10 protein-coding genes are annotated in these 19017 nt (G+C 47.5%); 4 read left to right on the top strand and 6 right to left on the bottom strand.

Annotated elements, in window-relative coordinates; all coding sequences use genetic code 11:
* The first annotated feature begins 1 nt into the window (after position 1).
* Positions 2 to 742 (top strand): ferritin-like domain-containing protein, encoded by a 741-nt coding sequence (locus GC178_10850; protein ID MBI1288060.1) that lies wholly within the window; start codon positions 2 to 4, stop codon positions 740 to 742.
* Here the strand turns inward: GC178_10850 and GC178_10845 are convergent.
* Positions 734 to 2248, bottom strand: a complete 1515-nt coding sequence (locus GC178_10845; protein ID MBI1288059.1) for a hypothetical protein — start codon at positions 2246 to 2248, stop codon at positions 734 to 736. The two genes, GC178_10850 and GC178_10845, sit on opposite strands and share 9 nt — an antisense overlap.
* 332 nt (positions 2249 to 2580) lie before the next feature.
* On the opposite strand from GC178_10845, the gene GC178_10840 reads away from it, so the two are divergent.
* From GC178_10840 to GC178_10830, 3 genes are all read left to right on the top strand, one after another.
* Entirely contained in the window at positions 2581 to 8313 is a 5733-nt protein-coding gene (locus GC178_10840; protein ID MBI1288058.1) for a hypothetical protein, read from the top strand.
* A gap of 30 nt (positions 8314 to 8343) precedes the next feature.
* A complete protein-coding gene (locus GC178_10835) occupies positions 8344 to 12567 on the top strand; it encodes a hypothetical protein (GenBank protein MBI1288057.1) in 4224 nt (1407 codons plus the stop codon).
* Between the two features lie 533 nt (positions 12568 to 13100).
* Positions 13101 to 13310 carry a hypothetical protein gene (locus GC178_10830; protein MBI1288056.1) on the top strand — a complete coding sequence of 70 codons (210 nt, stop codon included), beginning with the start codon at positions 13101 to 13103 and terminating at the stop codon, positions 13308 to 13310.
* Positions 13311 to 13388: 78 nt separating this feature from the next.
* On the opposite strand, the gene GC178_10825 is transcribed toward GC178_10830, so the two are convergent.
* The 5 genes from GC178_10825 to GC178_10805 all read right to left on the bottom strand — a co-directional run bounded on the left by GC178_10825 (position 13389) and on the right by GC178_10805 (position 18959).
* Positions 13389 to 14132: a hypothetical protein gene (locus tag GC178_10825; GenBank protein ID MBI1288055.1), complete on the bottom strand. Its 744-nt coding sequence runs from the start codon at positions 14130 to 14132 to the stop codon at positions 13389 to 13391.
* A 294-nt stretch (positions 14133 to 14426) separates the two neighbouring features.
* Positions 14427 to 14918 carry a hypothetical protein gene (locus GC178_10820; protein MBI1288054.1) on the bottom strand — a complete coding sequence of 164 codons (492 nt, stop codon included), beginning with the start codon at positions 14916 to 14918 and terminating at the stop codon, positions 14427 to 14429.
* 32 nt (positions 14919 to 14950) lie between these two features.
* A complete protein-coding gene (gene panB / locus GC178_10815) occupies positions 14951 to 15778 on the bottom strand; it encodes a 3-methyl-2-oxobutanoate hydroxymethyltransferase (protein ID MBI1288053.1) in 828 nt (275 codons plus the stop codon).
* A gap of 365 nt (positions 15779 to 16143) precedes the next feature.
* Positions 16144 to 17700: a hypothetical protein gene (locus GC178_10810; GenBank protein ID MBI1288052.1), complete on the bottom strand. Its 1557-nt coding sequence runs from the start codon at positions 17698 to 17700 to the stop codon at positions 16144 to 16146.
* 554 nt (positions 17701 to 18254) lie between these two features.
* Positions 18255 to 18959, bottom strand: coding sequence for a cyclic nucleotide-binding domain-containing protein (locus GC178_10805; protein ID MBI1288051.1), 705 nt, complete (start codon positions 18957 to 18959; stop codon positions 18255 to 18257).
* Positions 18960 to 19017: the final 58 nt, after the last annotated feature.

The raw sequence follows: 19017 nt of genomic DNA, 5'->3' as shown, positions 1-19017 counted from the left end.
GATCAAATCGTCAACTTATTGGAAAGAGCATTTCAAGGAAAATCTCAGGATAAAGCGCGTGGATTGGACGCAGCAGCCTACCATAACGGACCAAGAAAAAGCACAGATACTATACTCACTTAAAGCATGGCAGTTGGGCGAAACCAGCGATGGCCGCCATCTATTAGCAGCTGCCGCCAAATACGCTGAGCGTACGGACGACCCCGAGTACGTGGAAGCGATACGGTTCTTCATTAAAGAAGAACAGAAACACGGGGCAAACCTCGGTAGATATATCGATTCTATTGGCGAGAAAAGGACGCAGCGCGACTGGGGCGATTGGCTCTTCCGAAGAATCCGCTACTTCAACACGAGCATGGAACTTTGGACAATCACCGTAATTATTGTGGAAAGTGCAGCCCAAGTGTTCTATCAGGCATTGCATGACGCCACTGAATGCAAACTACTGCAAAGCATCTGCAAGGACATTCTTATCGATGAAGCACACCACATTAAATTCCAGAACGAACGTTTGTACACCATTTTCAAAGACAGGCCTTTCTATGCCAAGGCATTTGCCGTCACTTGGTACTGCCTGTTGTTCTTCGTCACCATCCACGCGGTTTGGTTCGGACACGCAAAAGCACACCGAGCTGGCGGTGTGAACAGAGATGAGTTCATGCGTCAGATGTATTACAAGTTTTTCCGCACCATTCATTTCATTCATCAAGCGGAAAAACAACCGATCTTAGCCTTACAGTAAAGAAGGCCGATGGTTTCGATACATGTCCTTTATTAGAAGGATCATCGGTCTTCCAAGCGATAGACTTTCAGTCCAAACCAAAAAATCGAACTCTCCCATCAGGGCAGTCCGCAATTCCAATTCCATCTGCTTCAGTTTTTGGTTCAGCTCCGTCATTATCGACATCAGTTCATGTTTCGGTTTTCCGTAAGCCTGCTTCAACGTTTTCATAACCAATTCCTCCCACTCATATCCCGAATCCAGCTTCTTCAATTGACGACTCCAAGACAGCCACCTCGATTCGAACATCGACTGATCGTTTAAATGGAACCAGCATAGCAACTCGATCCAACGGACGCAATCGTTCAGCGCATTCGAATCGGAAATAGAATATTCGGTATTGATGTAATGGATGGCCTTGGAATACTCTTCCTTATAAAAGTAAGCCAAGGCGATGGCAGACATGATTCTTTTCTTGATCACCGTTACCAGAAGTTGTGGTTCTGTGCTCGCCAGCAACCCCTCCCCGACCATGACCGCTTCGTTAAGATGACCGCTTAGTAAAGCATTGTTCATATCAGCCAAAGAACGACCCATTTTCACTTTTGCGGCTGTCAGATCGAAGAATGCCGAATTGTAAACCATGCCAGCTTCAAACTCCTCTCTGGTCTTCAAATAGTTGTCGTGATCATAAATGAGCTGGTAGAGATTGGCCAGATCCATAAGCATGACCATTCTGTTTCGAATGTTACTCTCAGACCCATCTTCGAAGGCAGGCATTCCTTCCAGTTGCGTGATCCCTGTCCGAATTGCTTCCTCCCATTGGCCTGAGAAGTAATAGCATGCCGCCTGTATGCGCAAACGAAGTACGTAAGTACGATAGGAGTTCTTCGTTGCCTCCTGAAGAGCAGGATGCTCAAGAATCTCCTGAACCAGTTCATTCCTAACTTTCTTTGTAACGAAGCCTTCCTGTAAAATGCCGGAAATCCTTCGGTAGAGATAATCCAGATGAATACTTCTTTCGAGATTCTTCACGGCATCCAAAGAAATGGAGTAATTGTCCGCATCATCCTCGGATGTTGGCTGATGGCTTATGCGAAGCGCCATTTGCTTCAGACCATTCAGCTCTACCAAACTCGGATAGTGTTCGTTCGACCGAGCTATTTCAATACCGCGTTCAATTTCTCTGAGACCGAGGGTTCTTTGCTTCCGCCTGATAAGCAATCTGGCCGCAACGATTATCTCATTCAGTTCAATCTCAGGCGTGCTCCCAGCATGATATTGTCTCAACGAACTCAAAATGACGGGAAGAAGCCGTTTGTAGATCTCCTTCGGGTTAACCTTCTGATTCTGAAGCTTATCTGTAATGGCGGTCTCATCAAAATCGTCAAAGCTGTTGATGATGTCGAAACCAATGGCAAGCTTACTTTCAGTTTTGCCGAAACCACGCTTTTTGATGTAGGCCTTTTCGGTTCTCGAAAGCCCCTTTATCAGTCCGAAAACCTCTTCTGCCAACTTTATTCGCATACCCAAATGTAGATGCCACAAGCTTTCAAACTCGTATTCAACCAAACAAAATCAATTGTTTGAAACACCCTTAATTCCAAGGAAACGAAAGGTTATCCAAGTTCAAAAAAGACCGATTCAATCGTTAAAAAATCGTTTTAAACCACCCCGAAATGTAAAAAGTTGTTTGGGTAAGCGTTGGCTTGGGGCAGAACTTTGAAATCAAGTTCAAAAAGTGCCGAACAATGACCTTTTGAACACGACCAATTCAGAATAGTGTAAAACAGAAATGTAAAACTGTAATGGCAACAGCAATAGCGCAATCGACCTTTGGGAACATCAAACCATCCATCATGAAAAAGTCAACTCTCATTCAAATTCTGGTTATCAGTTTTATCCTTTTGCTGGCCTCATCCCTTCAAATGGTACACGCTCAGAACGGTGTGGGCATTGAAGTACCGAATCCGTTGGAAATGCTTGACGTGAACGGGGCCATCAAGGTCGGCACTGACTACAACAATACAACAGGCGCGCCTCAGGGCGGTGCTGGAACCATCCGTTGGAACGGTACCAACTTCGAGGGTTGGGATGGCACGCAATGGGTCATTTTCGGAAGCGGTTCTTCAAACCTGCTCGAAGATGCCGATCAGGACACCAAGGTACAGGTTGAAGAAAGCCCTGATGAAGACCTGATCAGGTTTGACGTGGCCGGTACCGAGTATTTCCGAATGGAAGCGGGACGGGTTCGCATAACCAACACCAATTGGAACGTTTTCTATGGAGATGACGCTGGTGAATTGACGGGGACCGGTCAACGAAACACAGCCTTTGGAACAGGTGTACTGCGAAGTTTGGTGAATGGACAATACAACACGGCCATTGGTGACCGTCCGCTGCTCAACCTAACAACGGGAAACTATAATGTGGGCATGGGTTCAAGAACCATGAATTATATGGTTTCTGGCGACCACAACATCGCTTTCGGAAGGGATGTGATGTGGAACAACACATCTGGATCCCAAAATATCGCCATCGGTTCCTATGCTTTGTACCAAAACAATGGAGATCAGAATGTGGCGATAGGTGTCGAGGCTGGAAATGCCAATACAGGCAGCAACAGTGTCTTTTTGGGCAATGCCGCTGGACGGAACTCATCCGGTTCCAATAAGCTCTATATCGCAAACTCCAATACCAACAGTCCGCTGATCTATGGCGAGTTTGACAATGCTCTGCTGCGAGTGAATGGAACGCTTAATGTGAACAACACTTATAGTTTTCCAACTGTAGATGGTACCAATGGCTATGTTTTGGCCACGGACGGCACCGGTTCGGTTTCCTGGACAGATCCAAACTCGTTGATCGATGATGGTGATTGGACGGTCAGCGGTAATGATGAATATTCAGCCGTTTCAGGCAACGTGGGTGTTGGAACATCAACCCCTGATGCAAAGTTCCAAGTGGTCGGTTCATCCATTGTAGGTTTTGATGGGCAAACGGTTACCGGAAGCAATGCCGCAATCGGTGCCGGTTATCAGAATTCAGTTGCTGGTAATAACGGATTTGCGGCAGGTTATCAGAACACGATCACCTCAGGAGGCGCCTACTCCGCAGTATTTGGCAGAGAGAGTACGGCCAGTGCAGGAGCAGCCTTTATAGGTGGTGGCGACAAAGCATTTGTCGGGTCATCCAGTTCAGCCGTAATAGGTGGAATGAAAGACACGGTCACAACTGGAGCCTCATACAGCGTAATTGCCGGAGGAGAAATCAACACTATTTCTGGCGACCACAGTTTTATTGGTGGCGGTGCTACCAATGATGTTTCTGCACCCTACTCAGCAGCTTTTGGTCAAGGAAACTCGGTAACAAGCGGTAGAAGCATCGTTGCCGGTTCTGGCAACACGGTTTCAAATGTTTACTCAGCCGCGTTTGGCCAGAATAATTCGGTGGGTGGTCAGAAGTCGATGGTCGGTGGTCAATTCAGCCATATGGCTCAGGGCAATAATTCTCAATCCTTTGTTTGGGGATACAGAGACACCCTATCTGGAAGCCAATCTGCCATTGCCGGTGGTGAGAGTAATACCATTTCGGCTGATGAGGCGTTCATCGGTGGTGGAATTTCCAATTCCGTTACTTCGAGAGGTGGCTTTATTGGAGCGGGAAACAGCAATAGCGTTTCTGCAAACAATGGTGCTGCATTCGGACAGAATAACACGGCTTTTTCCTATAGTGAATTTGTTGTGGGAGCAAATGCTACCGAATACGTTCCAACAAGTACCAACGGATACAATGCAAATGACCGGAGTTTTGTGGTCGGAAATGGCATCAATTCAGCCAATAGAAGCAATGCACTTACCGTTTACAAGAATGGAACGCTCAATATCAATGATGCATACGACCTTCCAAACGCTGATGGAGCTGGCGGCTATTTGATGACCACCAATGGTTCGGGAGTCGTTTCGTGGACCGACCCCACAACCATATCAACCGCTGATGATGGAGATTGGACCATTAACGGAAACGACCAATATTCGGCCGTATCGGGCAATGTGGGAATCGGTGCTACCACACCCTCAGAATTGCTTCATCTCAGAAAAGACGGTTCTGACAATTATATTCGAGTTGATGCGGCATCGGTCAATTCCGGTTATGCTGGAATCCGTTTGGCCGAGCCAACCTACAATTACGGTTGGTTCATGCGGTTCAATGCCGCGCCCGCTGGAGGATTGCATTTCGCATTCAACGATAACTCGAACACCTACGACCGAGTGACCATTCAACCGGATGGTAACGTGGGTATTGGCACCACTTCGCCCTCCACCGCCCTCCATGTTATTCCAACCAGCGCAAGCGGACCGACCGTTACCATTGAAACAGGAAGCAACCAGTATCCGTCATCATTGGTCATCACCCCTTCTACACATCCAACCAGTGAAAGAGCAACAGTACGGATAGACGATTGGGGTATTTTACAGGACAGAACAGGTACGGGTCTAAAAGACTTTGCCATCTATCAAAACTCAACCGCTTCCCAGCGCTTCAATATCGATGTGAACGGAAATGTGGGCATTGGCGATGAGACACCGGATACGAAATTGGATGTAGCAGGACATATCCAGATGGAAACAGGTGCTGCTGCCGGTTACATTCCTGTTTCCGATGCCAACGGAACCATGACCTGGACCGATCCTACAACTATTTCAACCGCTGATGACGGAGATTGGACCATAAGCGGAAACGATCAATACTCCGCAGTAAGTGGCAATGTGGGCATCGGCACAACAACTCCAACGAACCTGCTGAGTTTGGGTTCAGGTTTAGGAAGTTCGATAACTGATGTGGCCGGTAAGAAGCTGGCCATTTACAACAATGCAGCGGGAACTGACTTCTACGGATTGGGAGTGAGTTCCAATGCGCTTCAGTTCCATGCGCAGTCCACCGCATCAGAAGCACCGGACATGGTACTGCTTAGCGATGGGAATGTGGGAATGGGAACTACTGCTCCTCAGCATAAACTTCAATTGGACAATAATGGAATACAAAGTGGCTTCAGCGTAGATCTTGGCACCACGGGTTCAAGCATCATTTATAAGGATTATGGAGCCACAACGAACGATCTGCATTTCATATTTGAGGATCAGACCAACGCGCAAACAGAGGTGATGACCGTTGTAGGCGTTGGAAACACGGGATACGTTGGGTTAGGAACCAATACCCCTGGAGACCGACTTCATGTGGCAGGCTCTATAAGAATGGTGGATGGGAACCAAGCTGTGGGGTATATCCCGGTTTCAGATGCCAACGGAACCATGACATGGACCGACCCAAGCACCATTGTTTCAAACCAAGGATGGAGTTTGACAGGAAACTCGGCAACCACACCATCCTCCAATTTCATCGGGACAACGGACGCGCAGCCACTTATGATCAGAGTAAATGGAGAAAAGGCTGGATACTTGGATCTTGGAACCCCTTTCAGTACTTCATTCGGATATCAGGCACTGAACGTGAATACGGGGATAAACAACGCAGCCTTCGGGTATCAGGCATTGGCTTCGAACACGTCTGGACGCAACAATACTGCCATAGGCAAAGGAACTTTAGGGGCCAATACCAACGGAAATTACAATACGGCCATTGGCAATGCTTTGACAAGCAATACAACTGGAGATAGCAATTCGGCAGTTGGAGATGGCGCTCTGAGCTCGAATACCACAGCACATTCCAACTCCGCCTTTGGTAAAGATGCCTTGCACACAAATACCACAGGAATATTCAACACTGCCGTTGGCAGAAACACTCTTAACAGCAACACCACTGGCAACGGCAATATTGCCATGGGATACAATAGCTTGGAAAATAATACAACCGGCCAATACAATGTAAGCATTGGAAATTGGTCGGGACGGAACAACATCTCGGGGTCAAACAACACATATCTGGGCTATTCCGCAGGCTATGGAAGTACCGGAAGCAACAACGTTTTTTTAGGTTATTCTGCCGGATGGCAAGAAACTGGTGACAATAAACTATACATAGAGAACACCAACTCAACTTCGCCTCTTATATATGGTGAGTTTGACAATGATCTTCTCCGAATAAATGGAATACTGAATATTAATAATGCCTATAGCCTACCTACTGTGGATGGGAGCAGCGGTTATCTGATGACCACAGATGGTTTGGGCAACGTGGTCTGGACCGACCCCACAACAATAACTACAGCAGACGATGGCGATTGGACCGTGAACGGAAACGATATGTACAACAGCAATACAGGAAATATCGGAATTGGAACAGCCACTCCAGACCGCCAACTGAATATTGAATCGGCCACAGGACCACAGATGCTTTTCACCAGAAATGACAACAACACGAACGATGGTGAAGTGATGGGCGAACTGCTTTTTGACAATAACGATGACACCGCACCATCAAGTGTGGATGCGGCAGCCGTTATACGTGCTACAGCTTCTGGAAATCAAGGAAACAGCAACAAGAGCGGAAATATCCTGTTCATGACCAAAAACAATCAGACGAGTAGTGCATCCGCGACAGAACGAATGCGCATAGCCGCCAACGGAAATGTAGGTATCGGTGCCTCTTCGCCCCAAGATGAACTGCATGTGATAGGATCCATCAGAATGGTGGATGGCAACCAGAGTGCGGGATATATCCCTGTTTCGGATGCGAACGGGACCATGGTCTGGACAGCACCAGCCTCGATAACCGGAATAAACGAACTGGTGGATGCCGATGGTGATACTAAGATCCAAGTGGAAGAAAGCACAGATGAGGACTATATCCGATTTGACGCTGGTGGTGTTGAGGCCATGGTCATTGACAACTCCAAACATGTAGGCATCGGTGGTGTTTCATCAGGCGAACCGCTTCACCTTACAAATACTGGAGGTATTCAGTTGACCAACTCCGAAATATCCAACACCACTGATGCCAACGGTGTTCTTTTCTTTGATGAGAACTACTACAATACGGGCGAGGCCGGAGACGGTCATTTCAACGGAAATGGTGGCGGTCTTGCCATCAAGAACCAAGATGGCTGGGGAGCTCTCGTTTCTACCGCCAACATGAAATGGTTGGACATGGATCTGAACAGCCTTCACGTTGGTGGCACGTCTGATCCAGGAAACAATAACCTTGTGGTGGATGGGAATATAGGAGTTGGAACTGTGAGTCCAAGTGCGACTCTGGATGTTGAAGGAGACTTTCAACTGGTGGATGGCACACAGGGCGCCAATAAGGTACTTCAGTCTGACGGTAGTGGAAATGCAAGTTGGGGTTTGGCCATGTATCAGAGCATGGGCAACACCGGCTATCAGGTCATCGGAAACATGGTCATTGCCTGGGGGCGCGTCAATTCCACAACCGATGGAAACCAACTTGTTACTTACCCAAGTTCCTGGCCTACCATGTCAGCCGTATATCATATTGATGCTCAGGTAATAACTGTTGATGATTCATCCGGTCGAATAGGTTTTTACAACACCACATCCTTCATCTACAATAGAGATGATAATGTAAGTGGTACTTCAGAATCATTGCAGTTCATGGTCATTGGTAGTCTGTAATAAAAGATCCCAAAGGCAAACGTTAAAGTCATGAGACAACCACACCCTAAGCATCAACATGTGCGCCAATACAAAATCAATATTCCCAATAACATGAAAAAGCTCCTCCTTTCTCTCCTTTTTCCTTTTTCCTTTTTCCTTTTGCCCGCACTCGCGCAGCAGGCCCCGCAGAAGTTCAACTACCAAGCTGTGGCCCGCGATGCTGATGGAAAAGCCCTATCCGATTCGGAAGTAATTCTTCGGATCGCCATCATGAGCGGAAACGACCTCGACCGGCCGGTCTATTCTGAGGAACACACCGTGACGACCAACAAACTCGGTCTGTTCAATCTGGCAATTGGAGCAGGTGAGATTCTCGAAGGCGAATTCAGCACAATCGATTGGGGAGCTGATTCGCATTATCTGAGCGTGGAAATGGATGCGGAAGGCTACGGCCATTTTCAGCAGATGGGAACCTCTCAACTGCTCAGCGTTCCTTATGCACTTTATGCAGAAAGAAGCGGTTCAGGCAATGATGGCGGCTCGCGGAACGACCCAAATGATTGGACCATCAATGGAAACGCTGGTACTGATGATTCGGTCAACTTCATCGGCACGCTGGATGCGCAAGATCTGACCATCAGAACAAACGATATGGAAGTTGCCCGTTTCACCACCGATGGTGAGCTGGACATGGACGCTGATGCACGCATCACCTTCGGGGGAGAGAACGCGCTTCACATGCTGGGCGACCTGAACGTGTCCATTGGTCCCGGTGCGGGCGATGGCATTGCCGCTGGAGGTTCTGGAGAACGCAATGCATTTATTGGCGACCATGCAGGTAGCAAGGTAACCAGCGGAAGTCGAAATGCATTTATCGGTTATTATGCAGGTTATAACACCACCACGGGAAACAACAACATCGCCATCGGGAATGCCGCAGGTTACAAGAATCAGTCAGGTAGCAACAATACCAACATCGGTTTCCAGTCGGGCTACAATGCGGTGGATGTGAGCAACAACATTTACATCGGCTTCCAGGCCGGTTACAACACCACCACGGGCGGCAACAACTCGTATGTCGGTTTTCAGGCAGGACGTGAGAATCTGATAGGCACAGCCAACAGCTACTTCGGAACATCAAGTGGTCGGTATGCCACAGGTTCATCCAACACCTTTTTGGGCTATCGGACGGGTTTTGCCACCACCACGGGTGCAGGCAACACGTTTCTGGGAACCAATGCCGGAGATGGCAACACCACAGGCAGCAGCAACACATACATAGGGGCCAATGCCGATGGCAGCCCTACCCTATCCAACGCCACGGCCATCGGTGCGGGGGCAACAGTAACTCAGAGCAATTCGCTCGTGTTGGGCAGCAGTGCCAATGTGGGTATCGGAACTTCTGCCCCATCCGCCAAGCTGCATGTGGAGGGAACCATGAAATTGGTTGATGGCAATCAGGCCGATGGCTATGTGCTTACCAGCGATGCCAGCGGCAATGCCAGTTGGCAAGCAACCGCCACGGCCATTGAGATTGCGGATGCTGACGGGGACACCAAGATACAGGTGGAGGAAAGTGCCGATGAGGACATCATCCGCTTTGACATGGCAGGTACCGAATTCTTCAGAATGGACAGCGGACGGTTGGAAGTACTAAATACTGGAAGCTCCGTATTCCTTGGAGAATTAGCTGGAGCAAGTGACGACCTTGACTACAATTCCAATACCGCATTGGGATACCTTACGCTCAATGAGAACGAGACGGGGGCTTATAATGTGGTTGTTGGATCCCAAGCATTGCAACGTGGTAACGTAAACAATAATACCGCTGTGGGTTACTGGAGTTTAAGGCAACAGTCTTTTCCCGGTAACGTTGGAGATGAGAACACGGCATTAGGCTACAAGGCGGGGTATGGTTTTGAAGGCAGTAATAGTGTATTGTTGGGAGCACATGCCGGAGAAAGCATGGTTGGCGACAACAAACTTTATATTGAAAACTCAAATGCTGATTCCTCGGCCGCGTTGATCTATGGTGAATTCGACAATGATTTCCTTGCCGTAAACGGAACGCTGCGCATCAATAACGGAACGCAGGCCGATGGCTATGTACTGACAAGTGATTCCGTGGGAAATGCCAATTGGACAGCCGCCTCTTCCCTGCCAGTCACTTCCGTTTTCGATACACTGAATGGGGTTGTTCTTCCAGGCAGTATGGTGGATGAGACCGCAGACGACTTCGTGTTCGGCTCCCCCCAATTGGATGATGATGGGAACACTGACCATGACAGCCGCTTCTTCTTTGACAAAGGTAAAGGTGCGTTCCGCGCGGGTCTGGTCAATCTCAATGAATGGGACGCATCCAACATTGGAAACTACTCGTTTGCCAGCGGATACGGCACCACGGCCAAAGGCATATCTGCTACCGCGTTAGGCTATCTGACGGACGCCAGCGGTGTCAAGGCCACAGCACTGGGATCACAGACCACCGCCAGTGGTGACGTCTCAACCGCCATGGGAACTTCCACCGTGGCCAGCGGAGTAAACGCTACTGCCATGGGGTTCAATACAACTGCCAGCGGAGGATATTCCACTACCATGGGATTGTTCTCAACTGCAAGTGGATATTCGGCCACGTCCATTGGACACTACACAAAGGCACCTTCTGCTTATGAGGTCACCATAGGCAGATACAGTACGAATTACACCCCTAGCAACAGTAGCGACTGGGATCTAGCAGACCGCCTCTTTACAATCGGTAATGGAACAGGCTCATCCAATCGTTCAGATGCAATGGTAGTTCTGAAAAGCGGAGAAATAGGCGTTGGTACCAGCACACCCGATACCACCCTGCATGTGGTGGGGCAGATAAAATATGAGGATGGCAACCAGGCCGATGGCTACGTGCTGACCAGCGATGCCGATGGAAACGCCAGTTGGCAGTCGGTGGCCACATCTGCCGAATTAACAGATGCTGACGGTGACACTAAGATTCAGGTTGAGGAAAGCGCGGATGAGGACATCATCCGATTTGATATTGCGGGGAGTGAACGATTGACGATTGGAACAAATGCTTACGGTTACACCAATATTGCTTTCGCCAACGACCCGGATGACAACACGTTCATCGGTCGCGCGGCCGGAATCTCAAACAGTAGCGGTACACTTAATGTCTTTCTAGGAGGACTGGCAGGCGAAATGAATACGTCCGGAGGAGCCAATACCTTCATTGGAAGAAAGGCCGGTTCATCAAACACCACTGGCTCGAACAACACATTTGTAGGCAACATCGCAGGACGATATCAGACCACGGAAACAGAGAATACGTTCATAGGAAGTTCATCTGGGTACAATGCAAGTTCCGGAGGAGCTAATGTTTATATCGGATACCAATCTGGCTTCAACGCCACAAATGGCGCTTCTAACGTTTACATTGGCAACGGAGCAGGACGGGAGTGTGCGAATGGAACCCACAACATATTCATCGGAAAAAACGCTGGCTACAATGAGACAGGTTCGAACAAGTTGTATATCGCCAACTCAAATACATCAACTCCCCTGATCTATGGAGAGTTTGACAATGATCTGTTGCTGGTGAATGGCGAACTGAACGTCACGAACGGCCTTGAGGTGAACACCACTGATGGCACCACCGAAACCAAACTGCTGAGTTTGCTGACAGCCACAGGCAGAAACTTCGACATCCTTACACCCGACACGGCTGACCTCAACTCCCCTTTCGTTTTCAAAACAGGAAACTCATTTCTTTTCAGGGTAGATGCCAGCGATGCCTTGACCATCAATCAGAATGGTAACGTTGGAATTTTTGCAACCAGCCCAACCTATGCGCTACAGGTGAACGGCACGGCCGCCAAAACAGGCGGTGGCAGTTGGACCGCCACCTCAGACCGCAGACTGAAGCAGGACATCAACGAGTACAGCGATGGCTTGGAGGCATTGATGCAGATACGCCCCGTTACTTATCACTACAATGAGAAATCAGGCTACGATACCGAACCGGAATACGTGGGTGTGATCGCGCAGGAATTGCAGGAAATTGCCCCTTACATGGTGGGCAACTTCGAAAAGGATGGCACAGAATACCTGAACGTGGACAATTCGGCCATGACCTATATGCTGATCAATGCGGTGAAGGAGTTGAAAGCGGAGAATGATGCGTTGAAAGCAGAGCTTTCTGCTGAAAAAGCATCGAATTCATCCCGCCTCGAAAGAATTGAAGCACAATTGGGATTGGAATCAACCATTTCCAAATAACATCAAAAGAATGAACACATGAGAACATTCAGTTTCACTACAGCCCTCATCTTCCTGCTTTCCTCCGCCCATTCGCAGACCGACCATGTTTGCGTAGGCGTGAAAGGTTCGGGAAGCTGAGGAAGTATGAATTTCAGGATCGGAAGTTACAACTCCAACAAAGACCGAACAACACAACCGGCTGGGATAATGACGACCGACCATTTGTGATCTGAAATGGAATCTACCTGAAAAATTCCAATGCCATGGTGGTACTCAAAAGTGGAGGGATCGGCATTGGTACCAGTATACCTGATACCACCCTGCATGTGGTGGTACATATCAAGTATTAGGATGGTAACCAAGCAGATGGTATGTGCTTACCTCTGACACAGATGGTAATGCAAGTTGAACGTCCGTTGCATCGTTGGCTACTGATACCGTTGCAGATGCAGCTAATGACACCAAGGTCCAAGTGGAAGAAAGTGCAAATGAGGATAAGACGGGACTTCCCAATAGGTTGACTATCTTGCATCAAACCAAAAACACCGACCATGAAAAAGATCGTACTAATGCTTGCAATGTTCTCAGCTGTTGCGGGATTCAACTCATGTAAGAAATGTGCAGAGTGCAGCAATTGCCCATTAGGAGCTTCACCTGAATTCTGTGTGGATGATTACAGTTCAAAAGACGATTACAATGCGGCTGTGGCCAATGCCAAAGCACTCGGATGCGACTGCAAGGAAAAACTGAAGACAAAATGATCAACGTAATCCTCTGAAAGAAACATCCCCGGGCGAATGGCTTGCCCGGGGATGTTTTACAATCTACCGCATTGGAATTCAGTCTTTGACACACCGGACCGAGTAGCCATAAATTTTCTGCGAATGGTATCTGGCCGCAACAGCATTATTGTGGTCAAGGCCACAATAAATGGCCTCGCCTGCACTATATGAAGTAGTGCTCCAGAACCAAGCAGCGAAGGAATAGTGGGTGTAGGTCGGCCCGATCGGATACATCCGTCCAGCAGGCAGGGCCGTAAAGCCACTCTCATTGGTGGCATCCAAGTTGGGATCGCCCCAATGGGTGAATCCGGTCTCCTTCATCTTACCACCGGCCGTGTTCGTTCCTCCCAAGTAGGTCACCAGCTCGTCCCATTCAGCTTGGGTCGGAACATGCCATCCGGCAGGCGCCAATTTGTCGGTGTTCACAGCATACCACGAATAGAGCATGCCCATGATGCGGGTGGTATCCGTATTGCGCGTGTCGTTGTAGGTGTAATAGATGCCTTCCCCCGAAACATACCACCCCACCGAGTCGGCAACACCCAGATGGATGTTGCTGCCATCATTGTATTTCGTGGTCCGTAGGTTTTCGGCCATCCAGGTCTGATTGCCGATCTGGATGGTCTTGTAGGAATTTCCCTCCACATCGGTCATCGTTCCATAGGTAAGGTTCTGGTTAAAGACAATGGAAGTTGTGCCGCTGTCATCAGGGTCATCATCCTTTTTACAGGAGCTGAAGGATACAACAACGGAAAGGGCAATAATGCCCAAAACTGTGGTTTGTGTTTTTCTGGATAACATGATTTTTCTTTTAAAATGTTAACTCAAAGATCTCTTTGCGAAGGCGTCATTGAGAATGACGGCCATCATCAGGTCAGATGATTTATCGTGCAGCGCGCGTGTTCGATTGACGGAGGAGCATACAGATGGAATGATACTCTACAAAGCATGACCTTCACGTCATCCGGAATTGCAAGGCAATACTTAAAGGCAAATGTTTTAACATAGCTGAATGCACCGAAGGCTCCCCACTTTCGTGAGAAGCCTTCGGTGTTCCAGTTCCAGGTTTGTTGGTTTGCGGATCTCTTTTTCCTGTCAGGCCACCCGCATAGCCCAAAGCATTATTCTTCCACTTCCGAGTTTCATTACCGGACCCTTATCGGCAGTCAACTTTTCGGTCAATTCTGCCATTAGATCAACTCCGGTATTTCTGCTGAACTCAGCCAAAAGTGTTTTGAACTTATCCATCATCTCGGCCGTAGGCACAGTTCCAGCTTCGCTTATGGCCAAAGCATGACGGACACGTAGGTCATTTTTGCACTCGTTGATCAGTTGTGCATCTCCCCAACCGAAACCTTCTTGCATAATGATCATTGCAGCAAGGGTTCTTACAGGAAGCAGCGTTCTGATGCCTTCCTCGGTCAACTCCTCGAAATCGTAGTCCTCGATCTTATCAGTTACGTGGTTGCGGAAGGTGGCGTACCATTCCATTTCCTGATTGTTGAGGTTATCGATGAATGCATCGAAGTTCGGGTAAGAGAAGCCTGGAGAAAGACTCTTTGCAATTTTCAGGTAAGACGTTTCCATGGGTCGTAGGTTTTTGGTCGGTTCGACTTGGATTACGCTACCTTAAGTAGTTGCAACTGCTCTTTGGCAGGAGCATAGGTCTCTTTCGCAGATGGGAAAGCCTCTGCATGCACATCGGCTGCAAACTGATTCACTGCATCTTTGATGAGGTCAGCTCCGTACATGTAGGTCCTTACGAACTTTGGCTTGAAGTCGGTTGAGAAACCGAGCATGTCCTGAAGAACAAGTGCCTGGCCATCCACCTCGATGCCCGCTCCCACTCCTACTACTGGGATGGAGACCGCATCTCTTACAGCAGCTCCAACATGTTGAGGAACCGCCTCCAGAACAACAGCAATACAACCGAGCTCTTCCAGTTTCTTCGCGTCTTCCACGATCTGCAACTCACTTTCCAGGTCTTTCCCTTGAACTTTGAATCCTCCGATCATGTTGTGGTGCGATGGTGTAAGGCCAATGTGGCCGATGGCTGGGATGCCAGACTCAGACAGGTGAGCATAAAGCTCTTCGTTGCCCTCCACTCCTTCAATCTTTACCGCATTTGCTCCGGCACGGATCAGGGTTTCCACATTATCCATTGCATCTTTCAATCCCTTGCGGTTGCTCATAAACGGCATGGCAGCGATAAGGAATTTGTCTTTCGCGCCTTTTCTCACAGCTCTGGTGTGCATGGCAATCATGTCCACGTCAGAATTCAACGTGTCTTCATGCCCATGCATCACCATGCTTGAACAGTCACCAATTAAAATACCGTTTACGTCAGTCTCGTTAAGGATCTTGGCACTCCAGTAATCGTATGAGGTCACCACTACGATCTTTTTGCCTTCGGCCTTCAGTTTTTTAAAGTTTTTTAGAACACTCATAATCTTTAGGTTTTATGCCTCTCGGTGGTCAGGCCGATCAGCGGGGGTTTTTAAATCGTTTTGTTTTTGGTCAGTTGTTTCGATTTGTTGACCCAAAGGTGAGCTGCTTATATAATATGGTTGTCAAGAGTTCGGGTAATTCTGAACAGTCAGAAACCAATTAAAACGCAGGAAATGCCTGTGAATTAAGGATTACAGAGCATCCTAAATAAGTGTTAATTAAATCATCAAAAAATGGACAAACAACTGTAACCTTTCGATAAAAGGAGAAAATGATCGACAAAATCGTTTGTTATGACCGACTGATAGACCAACGACATGCCTCATCGGTAAAGCACGAAAAATCAAGAATTGGAGAGTGGGAATTACTGTAGAACAGCTTCGCGGAAAATATACTGGCGGCTATAATTTGGCTCGTAGGCGCGCTCTTCCAACTTGTCTGTAAACCATGTATGGAAACAGATCATTTCGGGAGTTTGCAGCAGCCAACCTGTTTCAATATTATCAAGATATAGTTGTTGGAGAATTTCCTTTTTAGCCTCCGCAACCTCTTGAAAATCGTAGCTCTTTTTACGCAATTCCACCAGTAGTTCCAATATCAGCTTATCGCGTTGTCTTACTTCAATGCCTTTAAGCCCCTCACGCATAAATTGGCGAAGATTGACAATCTGCGAATCGGCATAATCATGCTTCTCGCGTTCAATGGCAAGCATAATGCTCAGCACACGTGAACCAATGTTCCACCCTTCCTTATCCTTACCTATGTGATGGCTGTTTGCCAGCCGCAGGTTCACTTTTCGGAACTCGCCCTTGGCAAACGACACGCAAGCAAGTAGGTAACTTCTCACCGCCTTGCGGAACTCACTCTGATCGACATGCTTGCTTTCTACAATGGTTTCAAGTACTTGCTCGGCCTCTGCCATCTTGCCAGCATAAAATAAAGAATAGAAAAGCAGTTCTGTGATCACCGCATGGTTGCGGGTATTCTCGCGGATGTAGGTCAAACTGGTCTCAAACTCCTTCTTTGCCTCTGCGAAATGATGCCGCCAAAGTTCATTGGCCCCAAGGTTGAGGTGTACACTCGCCAAGCGCACCTTTCTTCTTATAGCTGGATTATTCTCAAGGATCTGCGCCAGGTTGGAAAGCGATTCAGACGATTCTGCCAGATTATTCTGTAGTTGATGATATTCAACCAAAAGGAAGAAATAGTAATACCCGACCGTTGCCGAACCGGTCTTTTCAAATGCATCCTGAAGGTTGTCTATTCTTTCCTTTAAGAATTCAAGCTGCTTCGGATCGGCCGGCAGACGGCTCAGCCCCTTGAAACCATACCGCATCGTGATCTCCTCGAAATACTGCTTCGCCAAGTTGGCTGCATCTCTTTTCTTCGCGTATTCTTCAATTTCTGAGACCAGATCATAGAAAGCCTGATCTGAACCAGTATAGGCCTTGACAAGCTGCCGCTTCATGGAAAGCATTTCCACCAGATCATCATAAAACTCATATTGAACAGCATTCTCAATGGCCCGATCCAATACGAAGAAGCCGAATTTTCGCTGACCTCTTCCAAGAAGTAGCCCTGATTGCAACTTTCCGAGAACCACCGTTGCCCTAACACGTGCCTGTTCATCATAATTCTCTTCTCTTGAAACATTGATGTCCAGACTGAGGGAAGCGAGCATCTTCTCTCTGAGTCGCATGATGACCATCCTCCTTGCATCTTCCGAAGGAATCTTCTTTTTGAGCAGAAGGAGAACCTTTTTGTCGTCCTCATATTTCTCAAGAAGGTCGAGGAGAATGACCGATCGGGGTTTATGCCCCTTCTTTCTCGATTCGAAGCAATTGAGATAGTTGCGCAATGCAACCTTCTCATTCCTGTCCATCATGAAGTGGATACTGCGCAGTTGTTCCAGCCCTTTCAAGGTCAATTGTGTCGTTTGTCGATAAAAAATAAAAGTATCGATAAACGACCAAACGAATACAACGCCTTTCACATAAAAGGACTCAGTCTAACCAATTAAAAATAAGGAATTATGGAACTTTTAATCGCTGTATTGGTCGCATTCGGAGTAATAACAACACGAGATACTTCAAACATTGACCAAGCTACCATTGACAAATTAATCAAAGAGAACAACATCACTCAAAGTCAGATCGATGCAGAAGCAAAGATCATCGGTCTTGAGGAAACAGATTATTAATACAAACGCTAATAGGATTCAAACCTTCGACCGCAGCATTCGGATTGGTCCCCGAAACAGGAGTTTTTAGGTTTTCTCCTTAGGTCGAAGTAAGTTGAGGTTTTAGGTTTTCCTCAATTCTTATAAGAATCCGGTTTGTTGGTAAAGGAGCGCAAATTGCGCTCCTTTTTCTTTTGACCAAATTCAATAAAAAAACCGCGAGCAGTACTGCTCGCGGTTTTGGTCTGGCTGAGACTGAGAATCTCTAAAACGAATCCAACCCCTAATTTTATCCGTTAAGCCAGACCTGTTGATGTCAATGACGCCAACCCCTTAGTGTCAGACACCAAAATCGTATTCCGATCAAACTTGATGATCTTATCTCTCTTCAGGTCATTCAACACGCTCGTTACAAACTGACGTGATGTTCCTGTGAGATTTGCAATATCCTGATGGGTGAGAAAATGTTCCAAAAGCACCTCGTCACCATACGTTCTTCCAACCTTGTCCACCATACCTTTAATGAACTCAACAACCCTTGTTCGCGAATCCTTAAAAATGATAGACTCCAACCTGCTTTCGGTCCTTCTTATACGCGAGCCGATGCGGTCTATAAGTCGAAGGCTCAACTCCGGATTATCCTTCATGACCATTTTAAGGTCGGCCACATATATCATATAGAAAGAACATTCTTCTTTCATGGTAATTGCGAATTCATTTCGCTTCTCCTCACCGGCCAATCCCATTTCTCCGAAAAGCTCACCGGGCTGTATGATCGCCTTGATCACCTCTCTTCCATCATCAGAGTAATTACCAACCTTGATGCGGCCTTCTTTTAAAATGAAAAGCACTTCGCTTGGATCTCCGGGATGGTAGACATACGAGTTTTTAGGTCTACTTCTCAGCGTAGTGAAATTTGAAACTTCCTCTAAGACCGAACGAGGAATATTGTCGAACAAATTGAACTGCTCTAAGTGAATATAGTTAGCCTGTATGTCCATAATCTGCAATTATTATTACGTGAAACACGTAACAAATATCGCATAATATTTTCACTAA

This window comes from Flavobacteriales bacterium, assembly GCA_016124845.1.
In the GTDB taxonomy this organism is placed as follows: Bacteria; Bacteroidota; Bacteroidia; order UBA10329; family UBA10329; genus UBA10329.
The sequence above is the reverse complement of the archived record's forward strand: the minus strand, read 5'-3'. Positions and strand labels throughout refer to the sequence as shown.